Origin of the sequence: Paenibacillus sp. FSL R10-2748 (genome assembly GCF_038005565.1) — a bacterium.
GTDB lineage: Bacteria > Bacillota > Bacilli > Paenibacillales > Paenibacillaceae > Paenibacillus > Paenibacillus polymyxa_B.
In genome coordinates, this window is record NZ_JBBOTK010000008.1 from 215,873 (window position 1) to 235,547 (window position 19,675).

At 44.7% G+C, this 19,675-nt stretch carries 19 protein-coding genes and 1 other RNA gene; 10 read left to right on the forward strand and 10 right to left on the reverse strand.

All coding sequences use genetic code 11. The features are described 5' to 3' along the window. Positions 1-8: 8 nt before the first annotated feature. From NSS66_RS21885 to NSS66_RS21895, 3 genes are all read left to right on the forward strand, one after another. The gene (locus NSS66_RS21885; RefSeq protein ID WP_340959772.1) at positions 9-404 is read left to right on the forward strand and encodes a hypothetical protein; all 396 of its coding nucleotides are present in this window, start codon (positions 9-11) and stop codon (positions 402-404) included. Next, entirely contained in the window at positions 377-892 is a 516-nt protein-coding gene (locus NSS66_RS21890) for a hypothetical protein (protein WP_340959773.1), read from the forward strand. Before NSS66_RS21885 ends, NSS66_RS21890 begins: the two co-directional genes overlap by 28 nt. 89 nt (positions 893-981) lie before the next feature. Next, on the forward strand, positions 982-2,010 hold the full coding sequence (locus tag NSS66_RS21895) for a hypothetical protein (protein ID WP_340959774.1): 1,029 nt from the start codon (positions 982-984) through the stop codon (positions 2,008-2,010). A 48-nt stretch (positions 2,011-2,058) separates the two neighbouring features. Here the strand turns inward: NSS66_RS21895 and NSS66_RS21900 are convergent, their stop codons facing one another. Beyond that, positions 2,059-2,400 (reverse strand): helix-turn-helix domain-containing protein, encoded by a 342-nt coding sequence (locus NSS66_RS21900; protein ID WP_340959775.1) that lies wholly within the window; start codon positions 2,398-2,400, stop codon positions 2,059-2,061. A gap of 231 nt (positions 2,401-2,631) precedes the next feature. On the opposite strand from NSS66_RS21900, the gene NSS66_RS21905 reads away from it, so the two are divergent. Further along, positions 2,632-3,045, forward strand: a complete 414-nt coding sequence (locus NSS66_RS21905; RefSeq protein WP_340959777.1) for a hypothetical protein — start codon at positions 2,632-2,634, stop codon at positions 3,043-3,045. 110 nt (positions 3,046-3,155) lie between these two features. Then, the gene (locus NSS66_RS21910) at positions 3,156-3,455 is read left to right on the forward strand and encodes a hypothetical protein (RefSeq protein ID WP_340959778.1); all 300 of its coding nucleotides are present in this window, start codon (positions 3,156-3,158) and stop codon (positions 3,453-3,455) included. A 111-nt stretch (positions 3,456-3,566) separates the two neighbouring features. Here the strand turns inward: NSS66_RS21910 and NSS66_RS21915 are convergent, their stop codons facing one another. Beyond that, complete coding sequence (locus NSS66_RS21915; protein ID WP_340959779.1) at positions 3,567-4,013, reverse strand: hypothetical protein; 447 nt, start codon at positions 4,011-4,013, stop codon at positions 3,567-3,569. A 665-nt stretch (positions 4,014-4,678) separates the two neighbouring features. Between NSS66_RS21915 and NSS66_RS21920 the strand changes: the two genes are divergently transcribed. The 5 genes from NSS66_RS21920 (at position 4,679) to NSS66_RS21940 (ending at position 10,006) form a co-directional block, all read left to right on the forward strand. Further along, positions 4,679-5,227 carry a bifunctional DNA primase/polymerase gene (locus NSS66_RS21920; protein WP_340959780.1) on the forward strand — a complete coding sequence of 183 codons (549 nt, stop codon included), beginning with the start codon at positions 4,679-4,681 and terminating at the stop codon, positions 5,225-5,227. Beyond that, a complete protein-coding gene (locus tag NSS66_RS21925) occupies positions 5,209-7,119 on the forward strand; it encodes a DNA primase family protein (protein WP_340959781.1) in 1,911 nt (636 codons plus the stop codon). Before NSS66_RS21920 ends, NSS66_RS21925 begins: the two co-directional genes overlap by 19 nt. A gap of 400 nt (positions 7,120-7,519) precedes the next feature. Next, entirely contained in the window at positions 7,520-7,969 is a 450-nt protein-coding gene (locus NSS66_RS21930; RefSeq protein ID WP_340959782.1) for a JAB domain-containing protein, read from the forward strand. Between the two features lie 99 nt (positions 7,970-8,068). After that, positions 8,069-8,236, forward strand: coding sequence for a hypothetical protein (locus tag NSS66_RS21935; RefSeq protein ID WP_340959783.1), 168 nt, complete (start codon positions 8,069-8,071; stop codon positions 8,234-8,236). Positions 8,237-8,446: 210 nt separating this feature from the next. Then, positions 8,447-10,006 (forward strand): recombinase family protein, encoded by a 1,560-nt coding sequence (locus tag NSS66_RS21940; protein WP_340959784.1) that lies wholly within the window; start codon positions 8,447-8,449, stop codon positions 10,004-10,006. On the opposite strand, the gene ssrA is transcribed toward NSS66_RS21940, so the two are convergent. From ssrA to NSS66_RS21980, 8 genes are all read right to left on the reverse strand, one after another. Continuing rightward, positions 9,967-10,331: a transfer-messenger RNA gene (ssrA, locus tag NSS66_RS21945) on the reverse strand. The two genes, NSS66_RS21940 and ssrA, sit on opposite strands and share 40 nt — an antisense overlap. Before the next feature lie 250 nt (positions 10,332-10,581). Further along, positions 10,582-11,061, reverse strand: a complete 480-nt coding sequence (gene smpB, locus NSS66_RS21950) for an SsrA-binding protein SmpB (RefSeq protein ID WP_013308270.1) — start codon at positions 11,059-11,061, stop codon at positions 10,582-10,584. 278 nt (positions 11,062-11,339) lie between these two features. Next, complete coding sequence (rnr, locus tag NSS66_RS21955; protein ID WP_028541877.1) at positions 11,340-13,964, reverse strand: ribonuclease R; 2,625 nt, start codon at positions 13,962-13,964, stop codon at positions 11,340-11,342. A gap of 188 nt (positions 13,965-14,152) precedes the next feature. Further along, positions 14,153-14,386 (reverse strand): preprotein translocase subunit SecG, encoded by a 234-nt coding sequence (gene secG / locus NSS66_RS21960; protein WP_013308268.1) that lies wholly within the window; start codon positions 14,384-14,386, stop codon positions 14,153-14,155. Between the two features lie 339 nt (positions 14,387-14,725). After that, on the reverse strand, positions 14,726-16,012 hold the full coding sequence (eno, locus tag NSS66_RS21965) for a phosphopyruvate hydratase (protein WP_013308266.1): 1,287 nt from the start codon (positions 16,010-16,012) through the stop codon (positions 14,726-14,728). A 63-nt stretch (positions 16,013-16,075) separates the two neighbouring features. Next, positions 16,076-17,620, reverse strand: a complete 1,545-nt coding sequence (gene gpmI, locus NSS66_RS21970; RefSeq protein ID WP_340959785.1) for a 2,3-bisphosphoglycerate-independent phosphoglycerate mutase — start codon at positions 17,618-17,620, stop codon at positions 16,076-16,078. 1 nt (position 17,621) lies between these two features. Further along, a complete protein-coding gene (tpiA, locus tag NSS66_RS21975; RefSeq protein ID WP_023986490.1) occupies positions 17,622-18,374 on the reverse strand; it encodes a triose-phosphate isomerase in 753 nt (250 codons plus the stop codon). 59 nt (positions 18,375-18,433) lie between these two features. Beyond that, positions 18,434-19,615 (reverse strand): phosphoglycerate kinase, encoded by a 1,182-nt coding sequence (locus NSS66_RS21980; RefSeq protein ID WP_023986489.1) that lies wholly within the window; start codon positions 19,613-19,615, stop codon positions 18,434-18,436. Between the last annotated feature and the right edge of the window lie 60 nt (positions 19,616-19,675).

A 19,675-nucleotide genomic window follows, 5' to 3' on the forward strand; every position in this document is an offset into this window, starting at 1 on the left:
GTTACGTTGTGCGTATTATACAGACCCAGCAAGACATCGACTCACTGCAATACTCTTCGCTTCCCCCCACATTCTTAAAACACATCCAGGATTACTTCGCTCAGCTTCGCAATTCATTCCATGACAAAGATGATCTGCGTTTCTCCCTCCAGCCTTCCGGCCCCATCCTCATCCTGGAGGCAGGGGATAACCTACACGATCTTAGCCTCGTAGGTTTTAGGCGAGAAGACGACGGACTTTTCGGTAGTTGTCCTGAATACGTCGAGTTGTACGACCTCGGCAACATCCAAATCTACAAAATCGCCGTCATGAACACCAACGACTATATCATCACCTTGTTCACACAAGTCGGAATTCACCACAAGGAGGTCGAACAATGGCTGAAAGAACTAGCACAAGTTTAAAGGAAAATAAGGACAACATACTGAACAAGCTAAAAGAGGTCATTGAATACAACGGGGATATTATCAATGATCCAGAATCGTACGGAAATACCTGGATCATGGCGGTGTCGCTTAGATCATTCATTCACAATCAAAAACAGTTCCTACCCGCCTGTTTGGAAGAGCATGAAGTGCTCCATCCCGAACAGGCCTTTTTTGTGCGTGTGATCATCAGGACAACCGATCAGAGTGGGACAAACAGATACGTGGACGGTACGAATCTGTTTGTGACGATAGACCAGGATACTGGAGTTGTAGATATTTTAAAAGAGGATGAAGCACTGTCAGATAGTCCTGTATTTCATGGCGGTGAAATTGCAGATGCCTTACGTTGGGTGAATGAGTTAGCCGATCCTTGTTACATCGCACTAGAAGACCCGTATCTAACACCGGAGCAACGCATCCTGTTCATGCAGAGTGCAAAAGAAGATGATCCTTTTACTCTGTAAATGAATCTTTCCAATCAAAAAAAAGCGACAGTATGGGCGTGTGAATGTCCATACTGCCGCTATTCTTATTTAGAAATGGAGCGAAAACCATGACAACGCTAACCTTCACGGAAAAAGAAAAACGCGCCCTCGTTGCTCTCATTCAAGAGCAGATGGATACACATCTCTCACGCTTCCCATATGCCAGATATCCCGTATATCCTTTGGAAGAATGGAAGCGTCTTTTGTGTGATCCAGTTACTGTGACGCCAACGATTTTAAAGCAAACACTTGGTTGGACATTCGGGAGCTGGCAGCGGAAAGACCTTCCCTCTGCACAAAGCAGTGTGGTTAGAAGCATCATCAAGCTGTGGCCGGAATTTACAGAAAAGATGCCATCAGAATCCGCTAGCATCCTTCAATTTTGGGAGGAGCGGCTGACAGACTGGACGAATGGATTCCAGGCTGTTTCCTTCCTTTTACACCTCATGCGTCCTGACCATTACGAAATCACGGACTCCCATCGCCTTCAAGCCATGTATGAATTGCTTCAAACGATCAATCACCAGGAAAACGACCGTAGTTTGTCACATTCGTTACTTGACCTTGAAAACTACTCCAGCTTTTTCCGCGCCATCTTACCCAAATTCTCCTTTGGCGAACACAACCGCATACAACTTGACCGCTTTCTAAAAGCCTACGGCAACCGTCATGCTTACAAAAATGTAGACAGCAGCTACACCACCAGTGAGCCTCACATCTGGCAATTTTCTTGGAGTGACGTCAAAACAGAACACTATGCCCTGGAGAAAATCACTTTACGCTCCAATGCAGACGTCCTGTTTGCTTGCCTACTCTCATTGTTGGACGAGCAGCCAGAGGTGGGGCAAAAACTTACCATTGGACAAGTCGTTGAGCTGCTCCCTATGGGTACTGGAGGCATTTGTAATCCCGCCAGCTTTAAATACGCGCTCATTTCCTTGTTTGGTAAACAGAAAGGAAGGGATTACTTCACTACAGGGGATTCCTCAATCCAACAGGCTTTTACAGACCAAGCCAACCAATCAACTCGTGACATGAAGTTCTACAGTAAACACGATAGCGAACAAATAAAGGTTAATCCGAAATATTTAAAATGAATATATTCTTGGAAAAAGGAATCTGTACAAATCGTTTTGAGGAAACAATTAAATTCCTTCAAGTAGTACGTCAATCATTTTTAATACTTTTTTCTGTTCTGAAACCGAGCATCCTCGCAATCTGTTCACTACTAATTCCAAAGTGGTGATCTCTTGGTTTCCTTCTTTGCTTGTAGGCTCAATATAGCGAAAAAATTCACTTAAGGAGACTTCAAGGGCATCTGTCAATTTGGATAACATTTCAATTGAGCAAACCTTCTCTGCTCTTTCCAATTTACCAATATAGCTTTCATTTATACGCGCCAAATGTGCCAGTTCTTCCTGACTCAAGCCACGTTCCTTACGATAATGACGTATGCCTTCTCCAACTTTTTTCATTACTATGCTCACAGTTATCACCCTAAGCCAAACATAAGTGAGGTCATAAAACTGACCAAGGGACTTTAGGGATTTATTACTTATAATAGTCTCTATAGTGACTTTTTATGGTACAATAGGTCCAATTACTTAGGTTTTATTTTCCACCTATTCAATTGGACTATCCAAAGGAGGTTAGGACGTTGTCACACTAAATGCACGATGTGACTCTTTAAACAATAAGAAAGGATGCAAACAGACTTTATGAACTCTATACAAAGAAACGCTGGCCCTTATTTACGTTCAGCAACTTTTCTGTTTCTGTGTATGTTACTACTATTCCTTATCTTGTTAACAAGTTGTTCGAAAGAGGAAAAGCACGAGGAGGATAAAGCTTATTACGATGTTACCTTGATCATCAATAGAGAAGGAGCCTGGGGTGGCGCATTTCTTGACTATTCGATTTACTTGGATGATGAAGAAATATCAAGTGTTTCTAATGGCTCCACTAAACAATATGTCCTCTCACTTGCAGAAGGAAAACATACTATTTATCTGAAGTGGGGAATAGTTTCCAGTGACAAAATTGATTTTAGTGTGAGCAAGGAATCACTCAGATTTTCCTTTCCTGCCAAAACCAAAAGCACATGGGGAATCGACCTTTGGAGAAATGACTAAGCACCTAACAATATGTAGCCGCTATTCAGTTAACTTGAGAAGACTTTCCTTAAAAAACGTCAGATTACTAATTTTACTTGCTAAATACTAAAAAGGGTGGTTCGTACACAATGGAAGATTTCATACTCATCGGAGCGCTCATTCTCGGCTTTATTATTTTTCGAATCATGAATCGAATCTTCACGATTGGATATTGGGGATTCAAAGGAGTTTTAATGTTTTACGGAGGCTGCTGTGTCGCTGCTTACATCATCCTCATGGCAGGTGCTGCTCTCTTTTCAAACTATTATGTTTGGATCATTGCATTGATTGTAGTCGCACTCATTTTTTGGCTGGTGAAAGGGAACCGTGTAAAAAAAGAGCAAGATAACGTTTCAGAGTCTGAACGCAATAATAACAATCAATACTAACTAACATTAATTTTATTCAGACCGTCCTCTTTAGGCCGGTCTTTTCAACTTGCACATCTAACCTGGTCTTATGTCTTTATTTATTTAACCACATAGGACCAAAATAAAGGCTTAGTCAGTACTATTTATTAATTTCTGAAGGCGTTCCTTCATTCTAGTTCTCCTTGTACTATTTTTCACGACTACTTGCAACATATTTTCTCCGGGTATACACCCCAATACGCTACTCGGATATTTTTCCTCAATCATTTTACCTAGCAAAGCTGCCGATCCAGGCTTTGTTTGAACATAAAAGCTAACATGATTTTTAGGTACATCCACAATAAGACCCTTCCAAAGTGTTTTATAAAAAGCCTCACTTTCTCGCTCTTCTTCACTCTGCCCCGTGTAATAACCATCTTCTTTAGTAATACCCAGGTTTTGTAGCTCCCTACTAAGAGTGGCCTGAGATATTTTAATTTTTTTTTCAGATGCCAGTTTGTCTTTCAATTCTGTTTGGGTCTGGATTTTATTATTGTTAATAATGTCTTCAATTGCTTCCTCGATTTTCGTTTTCATAGAGCACCTCAAATTTTTTTATTTGAAATAAATAAGTATAATGGTAGATTATGCATGGATATTTTGGATTCTAAATCCAGTAAGTGAATGAATTTATGGGTTTTTATGGGCTTTCAAGCAACCAAAATGCTCTTAAAATACTGAATAACATTCATAGCCCCAAAACCGTTGTCCTACCTGGGAAAATTCTCAGGAAACTCTTCTCCTCTCTATCCTTCCTTTTTATATATTCATAATACGAATAAAATACTTTATTTTCAAGAATAACTATGAATATTTTTTCTGGAAATCGGAAATCCCATATCCCTTTATTTACGAATATCCCTTGATTAACAGCCTCTTTACAAGCAAAAATCCTTGTTATATGATCACTTGGCAGCTCTTTGAAAGTTGAATATTACTTGATTTTTATATTACGATATCAACTTCGAAATATTATCACGCATCATTTTTACTTTCCCTAATGCGTGGGAGCATGGAGTGGATAAATGACAGAAAGGTAAACAAGGAAAACCAGTAGATTGTTTGTATTTCCTTATCTCTAGTTGCTATGTTCACCAGATAAGTTTACATCCCGCCCTACATGTTCCGCCTTTGCAGGAAAGTCTTTTGAGAAGTAGAGCAACACTGATGCGTATTTTCACTTACTTTGAGGAGGAAACAGTATGAACACTGCAAAAGGTCAAAACCAACACGCTCAGGAAATTCGAAAGTACTTTTACAAGTATGCCGACATGGGCTTACCTGTCATTCCGCTTTGCCCTCACGATCACGAAGGAATGTCTGAGAGGCATAAAGTAACGTGCAGTCACCCTGGAAAAGCCCCTTTTTTGAAGGGGTGGCAAGAGGCTGTGCCACCATCCCAAGCCAAGATTGACCGTTGGCTCTCCAAATACCCGTCATGTAACATCGGATTGGTGCTAGGTGGAGACAGTGGCATCATCGGCATTGACGTAGATGGAGAGAAGGGTTTTGACATCCTAGAGCGCCTTTCCCAAGGGAATGTACCTTCTACATGGCAATTTAGTACCCCAGGCGGAGGAATGAGGTACTTGTACAAAATCCCTGAGGGATCGTCGTTCACTGGTTGGGTAGAGCGACACCCGACGGAGTCACATTGCGAAGTAAACGTGTTGGGAAGTGGACGTCAGACCGTTCTTCCCCCGTCCATTCATACTAACGGAGGTCAATACCAATGGATCATCGAACCCTAAAGGCCAGTGCAGTGCTGGCAGAAGCACCTTCTTGGATTTTTCAATGTCCTACTCGGGTGCCGACCAACAAAAACACGTTTGCATCTGTACAAACCAACGTACAAGGGAGCCTGAAAACCTTGCACGATCGTTGCCCACGTTTTACCCAGGACTACGCTACCCAGCAACAACAGGGCCTGGATGAAGAAACCTGGTTTAAGTGGGTACAGTTACTCCCAGAGGAATTAGCATTGGAGTTTTCGGCGCTTTCGGATAAACACGACACACATAGTCAGAATCGTATTCGTCAATTACAACTGAACAAGAAGCCGCCTACGCGCTGCCGCACGTTTGGCTGTGATGAACAACAAATCGCCACTTGCTTTCAACACCGTGTACGTAAAAATGAGGAGGGAATCATCGTGAATAGTCCTACTAAAATGTTAAGCCAACCTAAAACCAAAAAAAGTACTCGTGCTAATCCCTACATGTCCAAAACGACCAAACTGAAGTCTGTGCACAATATGGGTCCGAAAGACGTTGGCTTTACCTTAGATAATAACAATAAGCCAACACGTTTAAACCCTAACCTGTTTTCTGAATTCATCCGTCGTCATTACCTCAAAACTATTTTTGTAGCTCCTGAGCAACGCTACTATGTTTACAATTCTGGAGTGTGGCGGGATCAACTTCCCGATGTACTCAAAAAGAACGTACGAAAAATTCTTCACACTTGGGCTCCTTATTTCTGGAGTTCTAAAATCGAAGCGGAGTACATGACTGCCTTGACACGTGATTGTACACGGGAACATCCAATGGACAGCAAACGCGACTACATTAACCTGAAAAACGGGATGCTTGACCTACGTGACTTCCAGTTGGAGAAGCATGATCCTACGTTCTATTCCAGCGTACAGGTTCCCATCGCGTATGACCCTAAAGCTACATGCCCGAAATTTGAAGCCTTTTTGAATGATATTTTCGATCAGGACCAAGAGCGTATTGACCTCATTGCTGAAATCTTTGGCTACTGCCTGACTACATCCACCAAAGCCGAGCAAGTCTTTCTCTTTTACGGAAAAGGGTCTAACGGAAAGTCTGTACTCATTCATGTGCTAAAAAATTTGGTCGGAGAGCGGAATACCTCAGCCCTTTCGTTAAATGATCTGGAGAAGCCCTTTGCTCGCTCTGAGATGATTAACAAGCTGGTCAACATCACCACCGAGAATGAAGTCGGCAGTAAGGGGATTGAAACGAGCTACCTAAAGGCCATCGCTTCTGGTGATCCTGTTCGTACCGAAGAAAAGTTTAAACAAGGGTACATGCAGGAACTATTTTGTAAGCTCATATTTGCAACCAACAACCTGCCCTACTCTAAGGACAAAAGCTACGGACTCATTCGTAAAATGACCATTCTTCCCTTTGAAAAAACATTTACCGACGAGCAAAAAGATCCGAATTTGAAGGACAAGCTGATGAAGGAGGGTGCTGGTATTTTGAACTTCGCGTTAAAAGGATTGGAACGTTTACGTAAACACTCATACCTTTTTACAAAGTCGAAAAAGGTACAGCAACTGGCTAACCAGTACAGCCAAATGATTAATCCAATTCAAGTGTTTGTTGAGGATATGGTTGAAGCTAAACCTGAGAGTAAACTGCTTAACAAGGATCTAAAGGCCGGTTTTGTAAGCTGGTGTCAGCGTGAAGGCCATAACGGTCTGTCCAACATCAGTAATCAGCAACTGACGGGTAAAGTGAAAGAAGTTTTGAAGGAACAGGGAATTGTATTTGAACCGGATAAGTCTGGCGGGGAACGCTTAATCAGAGGCATTTGCCTGAAAACCGCCCCTAAGCCTTCTTGGATGAATAGCACTCAGATCCAAGTCGTTGATAACATTGAAGACTTGGATTAAACGGTAGCAAGAGGCATTGTGGGGCAGTCAGGGACGAGGGTGTGACAGGTACATCGAAGGCACGCCACATCTCAATTCCTTGCCCGGTAAGGATTTTGGAGAAAGCGGGGCGCTTGTGGCTTTCTCTTCCCCCCCTGACAAATTTTTTTATCCTTCATCATCTAAAGTAAAAAGAGAAGTTTTCCAGAAAACGGGCCACAAGCGCCCCGTCACCTAAAAAAGCCATGCCCTGCAAAGAAAGAGGCTAGTGGCACAGGCTTTCACAAACGTCCCTTTCGGGTCGCTCTAGCGCCACCACCTAAACAGGTAATCCGTTTCAACTCCTCTTTCAAACAGACATTATATCTTTGTAGTCCTGATCACAAGACTACATCACAACCTGTTTGAAGGAGGAACCTCAATGAAACAAGCTGGTAAACGTATACAGGTGTTGCACTTACACACCATTCGAGAGAAGTCCCTGCTCTTTGCAGATCGGGTGGTTCACAGGCCCGAGGATACCGTTTGCCTTTTCCGGGAGTTCATCGGGGACTGTGACCGGGAGGCCTTTTGTGTCCTAACCCTGAACACCAAGAATCAGCCCATGGCCTTACAGTTGGTTTCACTGGGTACACTCAGCTCGTCCTTGTTACACCCGAGGGAGACGTTTAAACTAGCGGTGCTGTCCAACGCTGCGTCCATCATTGCTTGTCATAATCATCCTTCTGGCAAGCCAGATCCTTCTACGGAAGATCTGGACATGACCAAGCGGCTTCAACAAAGCGGTGCTATTTTAGGTATTGAACTGCTGGATCACATCATTTTGGGCGATGACTCGTTTGTCAGCCTCAAGCAAAGGGGGCTCATGTAATGAATCAAGCCATACTCACGTTGATCGTCGCTGCTGCTCAGTTGGCATTCGAGATCATCGCTCAATCTAAAAAAAGATAAGTAAGGAGTTTTTGTTCTCATGCCAATGCATTACTCGACTCGTATTTCCAGACGCAAGCTCAAACAATTTTGCACTGATCCCGATGCTTCTTCCTGGCTTACTTCCGATCAGGTACGGGAAACGACCATTTCATACTACCAACCTGCCGTTGAAATGCTGGATACCATTTTGAAGAGAAAACGATAGGCTCACAGTTACGTTCCTGAAGATACCTGAGCGGTAGACTTTTCAGAACGCGAACACATTCACATACTTTAACGATTTAACGCTTTTGTGAACTACACCTATCTGTGGCCTCTCCTTTTACAGAGGGGCTATTCTTTTCCTCAGATTCACCTTCTTTTACAGATTCATCACCATCATCATTCGCCTACATTGAAAGGGGGAATCATACCAATGACTATTCAACGCGCCGCAGCTTACGCTCGTTTTTCCAGTGACAATCAACGGGATGAATCCATTGACGCCCAGGTTCGAGCCATTGAAGCCTACTGTAAACAAAAAGGCTTTGAACTCGTTAAAATCTATATCGACCGTGCCAAAAGCGCCACCTCAGACAAACGTCCACAGTTCCAGCAAATGATTGTCGATAGTGAAAAAGGTCTGTTTGATGTGCTCATCGTTCATAAGCTGGATCGTTTCAGCCGGGACAAATACGACAGTGCTAAATACAAACGCAAACTGAAATTGAACGGTATTAAACTGTACAGCGTCACCGAAAACCTAGATGGCTCTCCCGAAAGTGTCATTCTGGAATCGTTGCTGGAAGGTATGGCTGAATACTATTCCAAAAACTTGGCCCGTGAGGTCATGAAGGGAATGAAAGAAACAGCATACCAATGTAAACATACAGGCGGCTTACCTCCCATCGGCTATGCTGTAGATCCTGTAACAAAAAAGTACATCATTAATGAAGAGGAACGCGGCATCGTCGAAACTGTTTTTTCTATGTTCCTCGCTGGTCACGGCTATAATCAGATCATTCGGGAACTGACGGAGCAAGGCTACACATCACGTTATGGAAAACCGATCAGCAAGGGAACCTTAGGTACCATTCTTCGCAATGAAAAGTACACAGGCACCTACATTTTCAACCTCACCGATAGCAAGGATGCGGCTGGTAAACGAAACGGCAATCGGCATAAAAATAGTGAAGATGTGATTCGTGTCCAAGGTGGTATGCCACAACTTGTAACCAAGGAAGATTTTCAGAAGGCACAGGATAAGATGAATCAAAACAAGCGCCAACCTGGCGCTTACAAGGCAAAAGAAATGTACCTGCTTAGCGGACTCATTGTTTGCGGGGAATGTTTGAAAAACGTAGGTATTCAGTATGCCATGATGGGCAATACCAAATACAGCGGTAGAAGCAAACTGAAATATGTCACCTACCGTTGCGGCAACCGTGACCGAACAAAGGCATGCAAGAATCCCGAATTACGCCGGGAGTACATTGAAGCCTATGTACTAGCCCAACTCCAAGAGAAGATTTTTAACGATGAAGCTATCCCTCTTCTGGCTAAACAGCTTAATGAGTACCAGAAGTCCAAAGAAACTCATGTGAAAGCCGATCAACAACGCCTGAACAAGAGTCTGGAAGGTGTAGAGCGCCAGATCGATAACATTGTAAATGCGGTGGCTGGCGGTCTGAACAATCCTACCATTCTTGAAAAGTTGTCCTCACTGGAACAGCAAAAGATTGAGCTAGAAACGAAACTGCTTGAGGCTCAGCAGGTAAAAGAAAAAGCAGCCATCACAGAGGATGCTCTGCGACAACTGCTTTCTGGCTTTCAGGACCACATCACCAGCCGGAATCTTCCTGAGATCAAGAAGTTCATCGGCAGCTATGTAGAAAAGGTGATCGTCTACAAGGAACACGTAGAAGTCATCTTTAAGCTACAAGTTGTGGATTTGATCGATGGAGGCGAGGGGAGTCGAACCCCTGTCCGAAGATAACGACACATAAGCTTCTACGGGTGTAGTGACAGTTTTGATGTCACCCTAGAAACTCCCTGTCACCGGATTCCCTTCGGGTCAGCCTGATTATCTTCTTCAGCTCACCCCAGGCGGAGATGAGACAGCGTATTCCACTATTTGTTAGCCCCTATCCCAGTCACATGGACGATGCTGGGTAGAAGCACGCACACAGTTTCTTAGGCTGCGAAAGCGTAGTTGTTTTGTTGTTTGCCGTTTAATAGGCTTTAGCGTTGATGAAGCGGACGCGTCCCCACTACCCGCTACCCATGCTCGAACTATCCCCGTCGAATCCATAAACGCCCCCTTATTATAAAAGGGCTCCACGGATAAATCCGGAAATACCGGAGCATAAGCATGCATAATATCAAAAGCTGAATTCTAAGATTCAACACTCGAACAAAGTTAAAAGCTTTAAAACTGACTACTTCGTTAGTATACCATATTACAGCTCATTACGGAACGAAATGAAGCCATTTAAGCCTTATAAAATAGCACCATTACAGGAACAAGTAACTTCTCCACGTAATTTGTACCATAACCAATAATACAACAACTTATCTCGCAATTTTCTGCTTCTCACGCAAAGCGCGTTGGATATCACGCTGTGCATCGCGTTTAGCGGCAGCATCACGTTTATCATACTGCTTCTTACCTCTGCCCAGTCCGAGCAAAAGCTTGGCATAACCATTGCGAACATATATCTTTAACGGAACAATCGTGTAGCCTTCCTGTTTGGACAGACCGATAAGCTTGCGAATCTGCTCTTTATGCAACAGCAGCTTACGTGTACGCGTCGGATCGGTAGGATTATTACGATTGCCTTGCTCAAAGGGACTGATATGCATATTGTGAATATGAATTTCGCCATTACGGATCGTAGCAAATGCATCACTTATATTAGAGCGACCATTCCGTAGAGACTTAATTTCTGTTCCCGTTAGCACCATGCCCGCCTCGTAAGTGTCCTCAATAAAATAGTCATGGGAAGCTTTTTTGTTCTGGGCGAGCACTTTCCCGTCTGCCTTCTTACCCATGAATACCACTCCTTATGAATAACGTAATTCACTCTTGAAATCCAGGTATCAAAATCCGGCTACAAAGGAGCCACCTAGAAATATATTGTAACAAATTTCAGATGGTAAAAGCAAGAAAGGTCAAGCCTTCTACATTTCTAATTGCAGTTATATCACACTTAAAGCAAGCGGCTTCCATCCATTACAGCAGACAGAAACCGCTCGTATACCTATCTTCAAATCAGCTTCATTCACTGCAATGAAAGCTCCAACCTTCAAAGCAAGTAAGCTCTAGCTACCTACTTCTTCTTTTTCCGCACAAAGCCCGCGGTGCTATTGCCGCCACTTCCGCCCTTATTCTTCCGCTTGCGACGTGCAGCGCCTTCACCGTTTGGTCTGGCATCACTGCCTGGTGTAGCTGCTCCGCCGATGAAAATACCGCTGGCAGACGTCTTCTTCCGCCGCTTGCTTGCCCCGGATGCTGGCGAGTTATACCCGCCCTTGCCACTGCCAAAGCCGAAGCTGCTAGCTGAGCCGGCTCCAGCTCCGTTTCCACCGCCGCGCCCTGAACGACCTGCGGTGCTAATACCTCCGCCACCTACGCCTGAACCGGCTTCTTTAGGCTTCCCGGCAGCATCACGACCGCCTTTACGCTCCCTGCCAGCCTTGTCTTTACCACCCTTACGTTCGCGCCCTTCATGGGGTTTGCCTTTACCTCGGCCCTCACCGCCACGCGCAAAACCTCCGCCCTGTCCTGAACCGCCCGTCCGTTCACGGCGTTGCCGTTGCTTCATATCGACAAGTTCAAAGTCAATTGTGTAATCTTCCATGTTCACACGCGCGACGCGAACCTTAACCTCATCCCCAATGCGGAACACCTTGGAGGTGCGTTCGCCAATCAAAGCCATATGCTGCTCGTCAAAGTGGTAATAGTCGTCCGTAAGCGCACTCAGACGCGTCAGACCCTCCACTGTATTGTCCAGCTCAATGAACATCCCAAAGCTGGTTACACTGCTGATGATGCCTTCGAACTCCTCGCCGACCTTGTCCAGCATGTATTCAGCCTTTTTCATCTGCTCTGTATCACGTTCTGCATCCACAGCCACACGTTCACGCTCGGAAGATTGCTGCGCAATATCAGGCATACGTGCAGTCAAATATTCCTGACGCTCGGCTGTTAAAGCCCCGCCGTTCTCCAATACCTCACGAATGACACGGTGAATCACCAAGTCAGGGTAACGACGAATCGGCGATGTAAAATGAGAGTAATACTCCGCTGCTAGCCCAAAATGTCCTGTCGTTTCCGCATCATACTTTGCCTGCTTCATCGAACGCAGCATCATCGTGCTAAGCACGGTTTGCTCCTTCGTACCCTGAATATCTTCCAGCAACGTTTGCAGTGCACGCGGATGAATGGAATTTCCTCTACCTTTGATCTGATGCCCAAAATTAGCCGCGAAAGCCATAAAGTTTTGCAGCTTCTCTGGATCTGGGTCCTCATGAATCCGGTACAAGAAAGGTACTTTGAGCCAATGGAAATGTTCGGCTACCGTTTCATTGGCCGCCAACATAAACTCTTCAATAATTTGTTCAGCTATCGTACGCTCTCTCTTCACAATATCTACAGCTTTTCCTTCATTATCCACAATCACTTTAGCTTCATCAAAATCAAAATCAACCGCACCTCGGCGCATTCGATTAGCACGCAGCTTCAATGCCAATTCCTTCATCGTGCCGAATACATCAACGAGATCCTTGTACCGTTCCATCAGTTCAGCATCTTCCTCTTCGAGGATTTTGCGAACGTTAGTGTACGTCATCCGTTCCTTCGTTTTAATCACACTGGTGAAAATATCATGCTTTACAACCTTCATATGCTCATTGAATTCCATCTCACAGGATAAAGTCAGTCGATCCACCTGTGGATTCAAAGAACATATTCCGTTCGAAAGTCGATGTGGAAGCATAGGAATGACACGGTCAACCAAATACACGCTACAACCGCGGTTATATGCCTCCTGATCCAGCTTAGAGTTCTCACGCACATAATACCCTACGTCGGCAATATGAACGCCCAGACGGTAGTTCCCGTTCGGCAAGCGCTCTACATTTACAGCATCATCCAGGTCTTTAGCATCCTCACCATCAATGGTAACAATGATCTTATCACGCAAATCGCGCCGTCCCTGACGTACAATCTCTTCTTCCGTAATCGCGTCGGGAGCATTCTCCGCTTCCTCTGTAACTTCATCTGGAAAAGCTTCCGGAAGCTGATGCTTGCGAATAACTGACAAAATGTCGACGCCCGGATCATCCTTATGACCCAAAACTTCCAACACTTCGCCTTCCGCCGCTGCTCGTCCTTCTGGATAGCTCACAATACGCACAACGACCTTTTGACCGTTTACGGCTCCATTGAAGCTTGTTTTTGGAATGAAAATATCCCGGTTAATACGCTTATCATCCGGCAGAACGAAACCATATGCTTCGTGGCTCTGAAACACGCCTACTACTTGAAGCACTGCACGCTTCACGATCCGTACAACTTCACCTTCTAATCGACCGCCCGCAGGTCCCTTCGAGGACACTCTTACCAGTACCGTATCTCCATTCATCGCACTTTTTAAGTCGTTCGCATGAATATATACATCCGGGTGCTCCCGGTCCTCTGGAATCAGAAAGGCAAATCCCTTGGCATGAGCCTGCAACCGCCCACGCTGCAAATCCATCCGTTCCGGCACGCCATAACGGTTTGTGCTGGTCAGCAGGATTTTCCCCTCTTCCTCCAAGGAATTCAAGAGCTTAAGAAATTCACGGAAATCCTCCGCATCCTTAATATCAAAGTGCTGCTCCAGCTCCTGGTAAGTCATGGGTTTGTATGCAGTCTCGCGCATAAAATCGAGTAGTTGTTGCTCTGTTATCATAATATTGTCCACCTCGGGTGACCTTTAATTTTCAGTAATAAATCCGAATGTCCTTGTTCCTGATACAAGGCTCTTAATATACTCATACCCTAGTATACACGAATTTAATCGACGGCATCCCTGCCTGTCCAAAATCTAAAAAAAGCCCCCGTTTCCCGCGAAACGAAGGCTTAAGGTACATATTTATCTTATTTTGCAAAAAATGCAACTAAAACAGAAACGATCATAAAACCCGCACCCAAAACAGCAGTTGCACGTTGTAAAATCAAATCCATACCGCGAGCTTTTGTTTTGCCGAACAGATGCTCAGCACCGCCAGAGATGGCACCGGACAAACCTGCGCTTTTCCCCTTTTGCAGTAAAACAACCGCAATAACAGCAATCGAGAACACAACGAGCAGCACTTTCAAAAAGATTTCCATGAAAAATCCCACCTCCTGAGCTTATACATCTGTTTTGCAAAACAACACAGCCTCTTTTATGAAAACATGTACATATCATGTTATAAATAGCCGGAAATTAACGCAAAACACTATTTTTATTCTACCACAGCTTCCAGTAGATAACAACAGTTATACAAGTCACTCAGCCATTAAGCCTTTGCAAAGTTATGTATTCTCATACACATCCATAATAACAAAAAAACAGACCTGCCCGCGGTGGCGAGTAGGTCTGTTTTTTAATGCGTAAAAGCTTTGAGCGTTCAGACTTCGTGATCATGAACCATGAGTCAGAGGCGCCATCAGCATTTTTGCGCAATATTATTTTTTCAGGTTGTAGAAAGATTTCAGGCCGTGGTATTGAGCCAGCTCACCCAGTTGATCCTCAATGCGGAGCAATTGGTTGTACTTCGCAATACGGTCAGTACGGGAAGGAGCACCTGTTTTAATTTGGCCAGCATTTGTTGCAACAGCGATATCAGCGATTGTGCTGTCTTCGGATTCACCGGAACGGTGAGAAATAACAGCTGTGTATCCTGCGCGTTTAGCCAATTCGATAGCATCGAAAGTTTCAGTCAGCGTACCGATTTGGTTTACTTTGATCAGGATGGAGTTACCGATGTTTTCATCGATACCTTTAGCCAGACGCTCTGTGTTTGTTACGAACAGGTCGTCACCAACCAATTGGATTTTGTTGCCCAATTTTTCAGTGAGCAATTTCCAACCTTCCCAGTCATCTTCGGAGCAACCATCTTCAATAGTGATGATTGGGTATTTATCAACCCAAGAAGCAAGCAGGTCAACGAACTCAGCAGAAGTGAAGGATTTGCCTTCGCCTTCCAAAGTGTATTTTCCATCTTTGAAGAACTCAGTGGAGGCAACGTCCATACCGAGGAATACGTCAACACCTGGTTTGTAACCAGCTTTTTCGATCGCTTCGATAATAGTGGACAGAGCTTCTTCGTTAGATTTGAAGTTAGGAGCAAAACCACCTTCATCACCAACAGCTGTGTTCAAACCTTTGGAGTTCAGTACGGATTTCAGGTTGTGGAAGATTTCTGCGCCTACACGCAGAGCTTCTTTGAATGTAGGAGCGCCTACAGGCAGAACCATGAACTCTTGTACGTCAACGTTATTGTCGGCATGAGCGCCACCGTTAACGATGTTCATCATTGGCACTGGCAATTGTTTAGCATTGAATCCGCCCAGGTAAGTGTACAGTGGCAAGCCCAGAGCTTCAGCAGCAGCGCGAGCTACAGCCATGGATACAGCCAGAATTGCGTTTGCACCCAATTTACCTTTGTTATGTGTACCATCCAATTTGATCATCAGCGTGTCGATTTCTACTTGGTTCACAGCATCCAAGCCGATTACTTCAGGAGCAATAATTTCGTTCACGTTTTTAACAGCTTGCAGAACGCCTTTACCCAGGTAACGGGATTTATCGTTATCACGAAGCTCTACAGCTTCGTGAGCGCCTGTGGAGGCACCGGAAGGAACGATAGCACTACCGATAGCACCGGATTCCAGATATACTTCAACTTCAACCGTTGGGTTACCACGGGAGTCGAGGACTTCGCGAGCGTACACGTCAGAAATAATAGTCATTTGTACTTAATCTCCTTTGTGAATCATGATTTATTGGTCAAGCCTATACTTATTAAATCAAGCTTACTTGCGGGATGCAATCATAGATTTTCCTGTCATTTCCGCAGGTTGCGGAAGTTGCATCAAATCCAGAAGCGTTGGAGCTACGTCAGCCAGTATTCCATGCTCACGCAAAACGATATTTTCGTCAGTCAAAATGAACGGAACCGGATTAGTTGTGTGAGCTGTGAACGGACGTCCCTGCTCATCAATTTCCATATCCGCGTTACCATGGTCAGCAATGATAATAACCACGCCGCCTTTGGCTTTAACCGCATCTACAACACGTCCAACACATTCATCCGTCGTCTCTACCGCCTTAATTGTTGGCTCCAGCATACCGGAGTGTCCAACCATATCCGGATTGGCAAAGTTCAGGATAATCGCATCATGCTTGTCGGCTTCGATTTCCTTAACAGCAGCATCCGCTACTTCATACGCACTCATTTCTGGCTGCAAGTCATATGTAGCCACTTTAGGCGAGTTGATCAAAATACGAGTTTCGCCAGGAAGCTCCACATCACGTCCGCCACTGAAAAAGAAAGTAACGTGCGGATATTTTTCAGTCTCAGCAATACGCAATTGCTTTTTGTTGTTTTGAACCAACACTTCACCAAACGTGTTATCCAGGTTTTTCGGTTCATAAGCTACAAAGCCTTCAACCGTTTCGCTGAACAACGTCAGGCAAACAAAGTGCAAATCTTTAGGCAATTTCGGGCCACGGTCAAAACCACGGAAGTCCGCGTTTGTAAATACCTGAGACAGTTGAATCGCACGGTCAGGACGGAAATTGAGGAAGATAACAGAGTCATTGCTTTCGACCAGCCCTACAGGACTTCCGTCAGCCTTCACAATAACCGTTGGCTCCACAAATTCGTCGAACACTGATTTTTCATACGATTCTTTCAATGCTTCCATTGGATCTGTGTATTGAGGGCCTTCTCCGTATACGATTGCACGGTAAGATTTCTCCACACGTTCCCAACGTTTGTCGCGGTCCATAGCATAATAGCGTCCTTGTACAGTCGCAATTTTGCCTACGCCCACTTCTTGAATTTTGGCGATCAGTTGCTGCATGAAGCCTACGCCGCTGTCAGGCATAACGTCGCGTCCATCCATGAAAGCATGAATGTACACTTCAGTTAAGCCTTCTTTTTTCGCCAAGTCCAGCATAGCGAACAGATGGCTGATATGGCTATGCACGCCGCCGTCAGACAACAGTCCGTACAGGTGAAGTTTCGTGTTGTTCTTCTTAGCATGTTGCACTGCTTTAACCAGTGTTTCATTGTCGTAGAACTCGCCGTCACGAATGGACTTCGAAATACGAGTCAAGTCTTGATATACAATTCGGCCTGCGCCGATGTTCAAGTGACCTACTTCGGAGTTACCCATTTGTCCTTCAGGCAGACCCACTGCTTCGCCAGAAGCCGTCAGCGTTGTATGAGGATACTGTTGTAAATACCGTTCGTAATTCGGTTTGTTGGCCTGCGCAACCGCATTACCTTCTACGGTGTCACGCAATCCGAACCCGTCCATAATAATTAAAGCTACCGGTTTTGGTGCTGTCATCTTACTTCGCCCCCTCAACAAGCGCGATGTACGACGCCGGTTGAAGACTGGCACCGCCCACAAGCGCGCCGTCGATATCGCTTTGACCCAGGTACTCAGTAACATTTTCAGGTTTTACACTGCCACCATACTGAATACGTACAGCATTTGCTGTATTTTCATCATACAGCTCTTTAATCAGACTACGGATATAGGAAATCACTTCATTCGCATCCTGCGAAGTGGAGGATTTGCCTGTTCCGATGGCCCAGATTGGCTCATAAGCAACAACTACTTGTGCAGCCTGATCCTTAGCCAAACCAGCAAAAGCTGCTACAGTTTGCACTTTTACAACCTCTTTAGTTTGTCCAGCTTCACGATCTTCCAGCTTTTCGCCTACACATACGATTGGAGTCAGGTCATGACGGAATGCCGCATGAACCTTTTTGTTCACCGTTTCGTCTGTTTCATTAAAATATTCACGACGCTCGGAGTGTCCGATCACAACGTAGTCTACGCCCAGATCTTTCAGCATTCCACCGCTAATTTCACCTGTAAATGCACCATCTTCTGCAAAATGCAGGTTTTGTGCGCCAATTTTAATAGACGTGCCTTTTACTGCTTCAACCAGAGCAGGAAGATTCGTAAATGGTGCGCAAATCACGCTTTCCACTCCTGCAACCTCTGCTTTGCCTTTGATCTCTTCGATGAAAGTTTTAGCTTCTGGTACGGTTTTAAACATCTTCCAGTTACCCGCGATAATCGGTGTTCTCAATGGTTTCAACTCCTAACTATTAGGTGCCCTAAAGCTTTATTCACGCATAGTGCGTTTGATTATTTATCGTTCAGTGCAACAACACCCGGAAGTGCTTTGCCTTCCATAAATTCCAGAGATGCGCCGCCGCCAGTGGAGATATGATCCATTTTGTCAGCCAAGTGGAATTTTTCAGCCGCAGCCGCAGAATCACCGCCACCAATGATGGTGTATGCTTCTGTTGTTGCGCAAGCTTCCGCTACTTCACGAGTACCACCAGCGAAAGGTTCGATTTCAAATACACCCATTGGTCCATTCCAAACAACCAATTTGGAGTTTTTGATCACATCTGCATAGATTTTACGTGTTTTCGGTCCGATATCCACGCCTTCCCAATCTGAAGGAATGCCGTCGATATCCACAATGTTTGTGTTCGCCGTAGCGCTGAAATCGTCAGATACAACAATATCAACCGGAAGGTAGAAGTTTTTGCCGAGCTTCTTCGCTTTTTCGATAAATCCAAGAGCTACGTCCAGTTTGGATTCATCCAGTAGGGATTGACCCACTTCATGACCTTGAGCTTTGAAGAATGTATAAGCCAAACCACCGCCAATGATTACGTTATCTGCAATGTTCAGCAGGTTGTCAATCACGTCGATTTTGTCTTTTACCTTGGAACCGCCGATAATGGCTGTAAAAGGACGATCTGGGTTTGAAAGAGCTTTACCGATTACAGACAATTCTTTCTCCATCAGCAAGCCGGAAACAGCCGGAAGAAGATGCGCGATACCTTCTGTGGAAGCATGAGCACGGTGTGCTGCACCAAATGCGTCATTCACGAAAACGTCGGCCAATTCAGCAAATTGCTTCGCCAATTCAGGATCATTCTTTTCTTCCCCTGCATAGAAACGTACATTTTCAAGCAACAGCACGTCGCCGTTTTGCAGTTCAGCCACTTTCGCTTTAACAGCTTCGCCTACCGATTCGTCCACTTTAACTACTGGTTTTTTCAGCAGCTCAGACAAACGTACGCCAACAGGAGTCAGACGCATGGATTCAACAACCTGACCTTTTGGACGTCCAAAGTGACTCGCCAAAATAACTTTTGCACCTTTTTCAATCAGGTAGTTAATGGTTGGCAAGGTTTCACGAATACGCTTGTCATCCGTAATTTTACCGTCCTCAACCGGAACGTTAAAATCTACACGAACAAACACCCGTTTTCCATTCAGTTCTATATCACGTACGCTCTTTTTGTTCATCTCCATATTCCTCCGCACCCTTATAATTTTACGAATCAGGAATTCAAGGCACATTTGATA